This is a genomic window from Spirochaetota bacterium, assembly GCA_004297825.1.
Lineage (GTDB): Bacteria > Spirochaetota > UBA4802 > UBA4802 > UBA5368 > FW300-bin19.
On sequence record SCSX01000045.1, the window covers coordinates 1 to 6,211 of the forward strand.

Below are 6,211 nucleotides of genomic sequence, written 5' to 3' on the forward strand. Positions count from 1 at the left end.
GGTCACGACAAGGCACATGGCAGGATCGAGAGGCATAAGCCGCTTGATCGTCTTCTCGAGCAGGGTCCCGTCCCCCGTCAGGTCGTGAAACTGCTTGGGCTTTTCTTCGCGGCTGAGGGGCCAGAGCCTGGTTCCCGCCCCGCCGGCGAGTATCACTGGAATAATATTCATTTGGTCTCCCCTTCTATCGTGAAATCTTTACAGCCACCGGTCCGATTCCGCTTTTTACAGGGAAAAATTTCCATTTTCATCGAACACCAGCTTGAGCGGATCCTTCTTCAACGCATCGGGCAGCTTGATAAAGGTATGCCCTTTCAACGCGAAGGATCCCTTTTTATCGGAAAATGCATTAATAATAGTTTTACCGAGCGCCCTGGAGCTGAACTGGTTCAGAACCTTGAGGACGAGCTTGTTGTCCCTGGTCACCACATCCTTGGTATCTCCCTTGACGAGTCCTTCAGAATTTACGAAGAAATCGTAGTTGAGACTTTCAAACGATATCTTCGACTTCGTTTTGTTGACGAGCTCGATATCGAAACTCACCGTAAGCTTGACGTCCAGATCTTCCGGCTTGATATCCTGGACGTTCTTTTTCCCGGAGAGGACATCCCCGAACATTTTCATCGCGTTTTCGGGCTTCACGTTCTTCCCGCTCCTCTGCACGGCCTGGGTAACGTCCGAAAGGGAGGGCTGCTGCACCTTAAAATTGGCAATCTTGATTTCCGGCTTAATCGCGGGGATCTTTTTGTTCAGCTTGAAGGGAAATGTGATCGTATCGGGAACACCGGAGATGCCGGTTTTCGGGACCTGGAGCGAAATTTCGCCTTCTATCCGGGTATCCACGTATTCGCTGTCCCCGAAATTTTTAACGATACGCTCGATATCGGCGAATTTCAGGTTCACAAGAAACGGGTTCACCTGTTTTTTATTCGCCTTGATCTTCAGGCCTTTCGTCGTCTTCGTCTCGAACAATTGGTTTTTATCGATGAGGAACTTGAATTTTACCGATTCCAGGTTGATCGTGATCGGATACGGATTGTTTATTCCCACGTAGAACAGGAGGTTGATATCCCTGAATGAAATGGAATCGATATCTATATTCTCGATCGACGCCGAGGGCTTCGGGATATCGAATGCCTCGCCCGCGGGCACCGAGACAATCATTGCTGCGAGAAGACACCCCAGAACGAGACCTATCTTTTTTTCCATATCATGCGCTCCTTTCCGGCAAAACATCCTGATAAAAGTTATTTGACGAGAATTATACAATCCGGTAGGAATTTACTACAATTTTTTTTCTCTCACGCCCGCGCACTTGAATAGCCCGGGCCGGAGGATGACGCAGCATGGGCGGCCAAAGGTAAGACCTTGAATGCACCGGGAAAAACATCTTTCATTCGCGCCGCGGCCCTGGTTTGTGCATGTGCGGTACTTCTCGTCATGCCCCTGACCGATGCTTCCGCGCAGCGCACTAAATCCAGCCAGTCCGCCGGGGAGCAGCGCAAGTCCGAGCAGGCACTCAAGGACAACCGGTACTTTTTCTATTTCATCAATTCCTCCATTACGAATTTCGGCTCCGACCAGGAAAAGCAGCTTTTCAAAAAAGCGATCCAGTACGACATTCTGGCGCAGATATTATATATGCGTTTCCAGTTCCGTGACGCCTATATCGAGATCCGGAAATCCCAGAAATTGCTCATCGACCTCTACGGTATGACCCTCACCCGCGACCTGTCAGGAAGCAAGAAGCTGCTGGACGAGTTCGCCCCGCAGGCGGTCACCTCAAAAGACAACAGGTCCCGTTCATACCTGTGGCTCGGTTACCGGGACCAGAAAACCGCAGAAATAAACCAGATGATCGGCGACAATACCACGGTTTCGCTTTACTCGATGCGCCTTTACCAGTACGCGAAGGCCATCAAGATGGCGAAACACGCGCGCCGCTACGCGATACTCTCGCGTATCGAACACCAGATCCCGCCCGAAAAGAGGCAGTACAACAGGCCCCTCACCTACGATGAGGTCGATACGCAGCTTTCCGTGGTGAATCCCCGGGAGCGCGTCGACTATTTCAAAAAGGTCCACATGGACAACTATTACAAAGTAACCAACAACAGGTCTTTCTACGACGAAATCTGGGAAAAACCCTCCCTGATCGAGCTCGACGAATATTCCACCTACTTTTCCAAATCCTCAAAACAGGACTGACAGGAACCCGCAATGAAAAATGCCCGTTTCGCGCTTATCGCCTTATTTGTAGTTTCCTCATGTTTTACAAGACCGGGAGAGGACGGAATTCGTTCCGCGCTCGGCTTTCATCACTCTCCGGAACAGGTAATCAAGACCCTGGAAAGCGCCGATAAATCCAGCCGCGAACATTTTATGCTGGCCGTGGCGTATGGGAAAAAGGACAACCGGAAAAAGGCGCTTTTTCATTTCGCGAACAGCTGCTTTTCATCCCACTACGATTTGAATCTAAAGCTCTTTCCGGGACCCGTATACTCGTTCGTGACCGGTTTCCGTTTCAAATCGGATTATTACAACGACGCGGTCGCGGAAATTGCGGAAATATTTTTCAACTTCAGGGAATTCGAATATTCCGTCAAATTCGCGGACCTGGTCAGGAAGGACGATCCCGGGCTGTACCGGGACGCCATACTCCTGAAATCCCGCGCCCTTTCCGAGCTCAATCGCCACGAAGACGCGATGAAAACCCTGGCCGATCTCGCGGATGATTTAGACGATCCGGGTTCGCGCTCCCTCATTAAGGTGCGAACCGCATCCCTTTATGAAAAAAAATCCGAGACCGCAGAAGCCCTCAAGGCCTATCTCGACGCGCTCAAGATCAAGGATTCGGGCTGGCAGTCGGGCATCGCGGTCAAGAATTCGCTCAAGATAGCTGAAAAATCCGGCGAGGCTTTTTCAGCGGAAGACGCCCTTCTCCTTGGCAAAGCCGCGTTCAACAACGCCCTTTTCAGCGAGTCCGCCGATATGCTGAAAAAGGCCCTCACTGAACTCAAGGAAGAATCAGCCCGGGCAGACGCGGTTCATTTCCTCATCCGTGCATATGTGAAAGGCACCAAGATTCCCGAGGCCGATTCAGCCGTCCAGCAGTACCGGGGAGCGAAACTCCCCGAATCCGATCTTCAGAAAACAAAGGCCAATGAGCTTTGGAATTCCAGGAACAAGACCGCCGCCGTCGCCGTATACCAGGGACTGGTCGATAAACTTACCGGCGCCGCCCACCAGGAGGTTCTAAAGCGGCTTGCGCAGCACATGGCCGAAAAACAGCCGGCCGGTTTCGAGAAATACATCATTGAGTATAAGACGAAGTATTCCGAAGACCCGCAGTGCGACTTCCTGCTCTGGATGCTGGGGAAGAGCGCGATGAAGCGCAAAGATCAGGCGGCCGCCACCGCCTATTTTGAAGAAGGCGCCGCAAAGTACCCCCAGGGAATCTACACCGATAACATGCGATTCTGGTTGTATAAAATCTACGAGGGCGCAGGCAAAAAGGCGGAGAAGGATAAAAAATTCCGCGAGCTCGTGGTAATTCACCCGGACTCGGCTTATACATGGACCCTCATGCATCGGAAACAGGGAGAATTTTCGGCCGATTCCCTTTCCGCGGATTTCAAGGCCGGCCTTCAGCAGGACGACCGGGAAGCGTACCTTTTCGCACATACGATGCTCGTTATTCTACAAAAGGACTTCGCTGAGCGCGACCGGCGCGCAAAATCTTTGCCTTCCCGCGACCTCGCGGAATATACCAAGCTTGAAAAGTCCGTAGAAAAGCTTACGCTAAGTTCATCATATAAAAACCAGCTCCTCCGGCTTAAGAAATATTTCGAGGCCGGATATAGCGACGGGATCACCCGGGAGCTTAACATGATCCCGGATGACAAAGAAGCTCAATACGACAAGAACGTCGTGCTTGCGCACTTTGGGAGCAGGTATGCACATCCCTATCATGGGATCTTTTCCACCCTGGAGCTCATGAAGCATCACGGAATAAGCGAGAGCTTTGCACTCATGCCCCTTTCCACCCTTCGGCGAATTTGCCCGGTCGATTTCCTCGAATGCATCGACAAGACCGCGGGGGAATTCAAGATCGACAGGAACATGATCCTTGCCGTCATTAAAGCCGAATCGCTTTTCAATCCCAGGGCAGTCTCGCCCGCCGGGGCCGAAGGTTTGATGCAGCTCATGCCCGCCACGGCGAAGGGTGTCGCCCGGGAGCTTAAAATGCAGGAATACGAGCTTAAAGATCCCTGCACATCTATTCGATTCGGGACCCATCACCTCGCCTGGCTGGATAAAATGTTCAAGGGAAACTTCGACTACATGGTATCCGGATATAACGCGGGAAGCGGCAATGTACGCGTCTGGCAGCGGGATATTTCCACCGAGGATGCCGACTATTTCGCGGAGTTCATCCCCTTCCAGGAGACAAGATATTATATCTTCAATACGCGAAAATTTTTATACCAGTACCTGATCATTAACAAGTGATGTGTCCATTGGAAAATTCGTATTGAAAAAAACATGCATCTTTCATATACTTTATCGATAGAACATGGTCACGGGTATGGATAAGGAGAATGTCATGATTAAAATCCTCGGTACGGCTATATTCGCATGTTTCCTGGCAACGCAGGCTATCGCCCAGGAGACACTGGGAAGCATTTCGTCCCTGACCGGGGACGTGGATATCACCGTGATTTCCAGCGGTAAAAAATTTGTTCCGGAGGTAGGCACACCCATCACCGATGATTACAAGATCCGGACCGGAAACCGGTCATTCGTGGAGCTTGTATTAAACGATGGCTCGAAAATCTTCATCAAGGAAGTCACGGTTCTGAATGTAAACAGCCTGAAACTAACCGAACAGGATCCGCCTACCAAGATACGCATGCTCACGGGAAAAATCCGCATCACCGTTAAAAAGCTTTTTAAAAGCGATTCACTGGTAGTACGAACACCCACCGCTATCGCAGGCGTTCGGGGTACCGATTTCGGGGTGATCGCCACCAACAACGAATCAAAATTTATCGTCTTTGAAGGGGAGGTCGAGATCGCCAACAGCGATTCGAATATCATAAAATCATTCATGCTGCGCGAGAGCGAAGAATCGAGCGTTATGAAGCAGGCCGCCCCCACCGAACCAAGGCTGGTGCCCCACGAGATTCGGCAATCATGGTTCGAGTACTACCTCATAGATGAAACGAACAGGATAATCATACGCACCAAGAAGGAACAGGGCGTTATCGATAAGCTTATCCGGAAAAAGGACTTTTGAAATCTTATTCAGCTATATTCAGCCTCTCCAAATCAGTTTTATTGGTTGTATGTGCCTTAATTGCATGCACAAAAATCACTACGATCCAGCGCACCGACCGTGCGGCGATACAAAGTAGCCTAAGACTATTTCAGGAAACAAACTGGCAGGCGCGGCAAAAGGCCCTGAATGAGCTGGCTTCATTCACTCTCCCCATAGATGATCCGGATTTCCCGGCGATCGAAAATGCGTATCTGCTGGCGCTCGACGATTCTCACCAGATTATCAGAATCGAAGCCCTGAAAAATATTTCGTCTGTGACCAGCGTCAGGATATTGAATCGCGCGGCAGAGATCGCGGAAGGAGACCCAAACCTCAATATTCGCTGGTACGCGCTCAAATCCCTTTCCGGGTTCAGAAAACCCGCATTTTTAAATGTATTCATCAAAGGGCTTTCAAGTGATGACTGGCTCATCAGGGAGGAATCGATAAGGGGATTGTTGACGATAGACGATCAGGCCCTGGTGAGACAGCAAATTCCATTGGTGCTGCACAGCCTGGAAGATCCCAATTACGCCGTCCGCCTCGCTGCGCTTGAAAACCTTACCATAAGGGATTCAAGGCTTTATAACTCGATCGCAGGAATGCTTAATTCGGAAATGCGGGAACAGCACTCAATTCTCGCGGCCCTGTTAAAAGCGATTCGCGGCTACCAGCTTGACCAGGAAACCAGAAGACATGTGAGCGAATTTCTTCTGCATTCAAATTCCGAAATCAGGGTTCTTGCTCTGAGAGCCTTGAAGGCGAGCGACGAGGCGGAGACAGCGGTAAAAAAATCATGAGGTTTAGTCAAATCCGTCAGCGGCGATGAAACCCCTGTTCTGGTACTTGCATCCGACCGGATGCTACCTGCACGTGCCTCATCCGCCTTTA

The 6,211-nt window shown here is 50.6% G+C and carries 6 protein-coding genes; 4 read left to right on the forward strand and 2 right to left on the reverse strand.

Annotated features, from left to right (window positions below; translation table 11 throughout):
* Positions 1–171: mannose-1-phosphate guanylyltransferase/mannose-6-phosphate isomerase (locus EPN93_09340; protein ID TAL35802.1), on the reverse strand; the 171-nt coding region annotated here is incomplete at its 3' end.
* Between the two features lie 54 nt (positions 172–225).
* Positions 226–1,209: a hypothetical protein gene (locus EPN93_09345; protein ID TAL35803.1), complete on the reverse strand. Its 984-nt coding sequence runs from the start codon at positions 1,207–1,209 to the stop codon at positions 226–228.
* Between the two features lie 231 nt (positions 1,210–1,440).
* Between EPN93_09345 and EPN93_09350 the strand changes: the two genes are divergently transcribed.
* The 4 genes from EPN93_09350 (at position 1,441) to EPN93_09365 (ending at position 6,120) form a co-directional block, all read left to right on the forward strand.
* A complete protein-coding gene (locus EPN93_09350) occupies positions 1,441–2,208 on the forward strand; it encodes a hypothetical protein (GenBank protein TAL35804.1) in 768 nt (255 codons plus the stop codon).
* Positions 2,209–2,220: 12 nt separating this feature from the next.
* Positions 2,221–4,512 carry a hypothetical protein gene (locus EPN93_09355; protein ID TAL35805.1) on the forward strand — a complete coding sequence of 764 codons (2,292 nt, stop codon included), beginning with the start codon at positions 2,221–2,223 and terminating at the stop codon, positions 4,510–4,512.
* 64 nt (positions 4,513–4,576) lie between these two features.
* Positions 4,577–5,299, forward strand: a complete 723-nt coding sequence (locus EPN93_09360; GenBank protein TAL35806.1) for a hypothetical protein — start codon at positions 4,577–4,579, stop codon at positions 5,297–5,299.
* Positions 5,296–6,120 (forward strand): HEAT repeat domain-containing protein, encoded by an 825-nt coding sequence (locus tag EPN93_09365; GenBank protein TAL35807.1) that lies wholly within the window; start codon positions 5,296–5,298, stop codon positions 6,118–6,120. The genes EPN93_09360 and EPN93_09365 overlap by 4 nt, the downstream gene beginning before the upstream one ends.
* Positions 6,121–6,211: the final 91 nt, after the last annotated feature.

What these genes read in the sequence shown, in the direction of transcription:
- EPN93_09345 (TAL35803.1), bottom strand. Translation starts at nt 1,209, where the DNA reads ATGGAAAAAAAGATAGGTCTCGTTCTGGGGTGTCTTCTCGCAGCAATG.
- EPN93_09350 (TAL35804.1), top strand. Translation starts at nt 1,441, where the DNA reads ATGCCCCTGACCGATGCTTCCGCGCAGCGCACTAAATCCAGCCAGTCC.
- EPN93_09355 (TAL35805.1), top strand. Translation starts at nt 2,221, where the DNA reads ATGAAAAATGCCCGTTTCGCGCTTATCGCCTTATTTGTAGTTTCCTCA.
- EPN93_09360 (TAL35806.1), top strand. Translation starts at nt 4,577, where the DNA reads ATGGTCACGGGTATGGATAAGGAGAATGTCATGATTAAAATCCTCGGT.